At 54.4% G+C, this 1,242-nt stretch carries 3 protein-coding genes; all 3 read right to left on the bottom strand.

What is annotated here, in order from left to right:
- Positions 1–137 precede the first annotated feature (137 nt).
- From Q0349_RS01510 to Q0349_RS01500, 3 genes are read right to left on the bottom strand one after another with little or no spacing between them, the layout of a single operon-like run.
- On the bottom strand, positions 138–485 hold the full coding sequence (locus Q0349_RS01510) for a hypothetical protein (RefSeq protein ID WP_298079036.1): 348 nt from the start codon (positions 483–485) through the stop codon (positions 138–140).
- A complete protein-coding gene (locus Q0349_RS01505) occupies positions 482–799 on the bottom strand; it encodes a hypothetical protein (protein WP_298079034.1) in 318 nt (105 codons plus the stop codon). Before Q0349_RS01505 ends, Q0349_RS01510 begins: the two co-directional genes overlap by 4 nt.
- 41 nt (positions 800–840) lie before the next feature.
- Entirely contained in the window at positions 841–1,152 is a 312-nt protein-coding gene (locus tag Q0349_RS01500) for a hypothetical protein (RefSeq protein WP_298079032.1), read from the bottom strand.
- Positions 1,153–1,242 lie beyond the last annotated feature (90 nt).

Here is a 1,242-nt window from a genome sequence, read left to right as displayed (position 1 = left end):
CCCTCCCCAACCCTCCCCCGGGCCCCACGCAAAATGCATCCGCATTTTGCGTGGGTACCCGCCCGCTGCGGGCCTCGCCCTGCAGGGGAGGAGGATTTTTCAATGGTAAACAGCCCATAATCCCTGGCATTTGGCTATCAGGTATGTTTTTTGCCGTTTGGTTTTTTTCGTTGCGGGATTCGACTCATCAGTCGTTTTTGTAATTCCGGGTCTATTTCTGGCGGTTGGAAAGCAGTATCGTCAAGTTGGCAGTGGAACAGTATTCTTATCCATACAAACGCCAATATAAAGAACGGCAGGATGCCTACGTTGCCGACAATCAGGTGGATGAGTCCGAGCAGGAGCAGGTAGATTCCGGTGTATATCAGCGCAAGCGTGAGGATTTTTCGTCTGCTGGGCGGGGTAAATAAGGCGTGGATATGGATGAGCAATGCTGCCGATACCGGGATAAAAAGCACGATGGCGAGTCCGTCGGCGAGGCTCATGTTTTTTCTTCCTGGTTTGTGTTGTCGGGCGGCGTGTCTTGCGGTTTTTTGAAGAGGTATATTTTTTTGTCGCCGTGATGGGCTGTGAGGTGGTAAAAGCCGCAAATGGCAAAGGCAAGAATGCTGGAAATGAGTAATGCCGACCAGCGAATTTTTTGGGTTGCCAGGGATACTGTGCCGAATATCAGCAGTATTAGCAGCAATAGTGCGGGTATTTTTTGTTTGAAGGTTTTGCGCGAGCCGCCGAATGCCATTGCCATCGGGATGATGGTCATGGAAAGGAAGATGCCGAAGTATTCGCCGGGTTCTGTCATGTCATGCTCCTTTGACGGGTTGGGTTAAGGAAAGGGCGGCTTTATTGTAGTTGTTGTATTTGGTCGCGGGCGACACCGTTGATGTTTGGCAGGCGGCTGAAGTGTGCTTCTGCCGCTTCGAGGGTTTTGTTGGCGGGGATGCGGATGGCGAAGCCGTGCAGGTTCGGATAGTGGTAGAGGATTTCTGCACCGTAGGCGGCGATTTCCCGGCGCAGCGCGTCGGTGTGGTCGCCGTGGTAGTAGAGGATGAGGTTGTGCGGGGCGGCTGGCGCGGGGTTTTCGGGTGGCGGGGCGGGTTGGCAGGCGGAGAGGGCCAGCGCGGCGATGAGGGCAGGCAGTGGTTTGTTTTTCATGGTGTTTATGTGGGAGCGGGTAGGGGATTGGGTTTTATAGCCATCCACCGAAAGCCTCATACGGTGTTGCGTCGCCTGACCGGGCACCCT

This window comes from uncultured Cardiobacterium sp. (genome assembly GCF_938028185.1).
GTDB lineage: Bacteria > Pseudomonadota > Gammaproteobacteria > Cardiobacteriales > Cardiobacteriaceae > Cardiobacterium.
The sequence above is the reverse complement of the archived record's forward strand: the minus strand, read 5'-3'. Positions and strand labels throughout refer to the sequence as shown.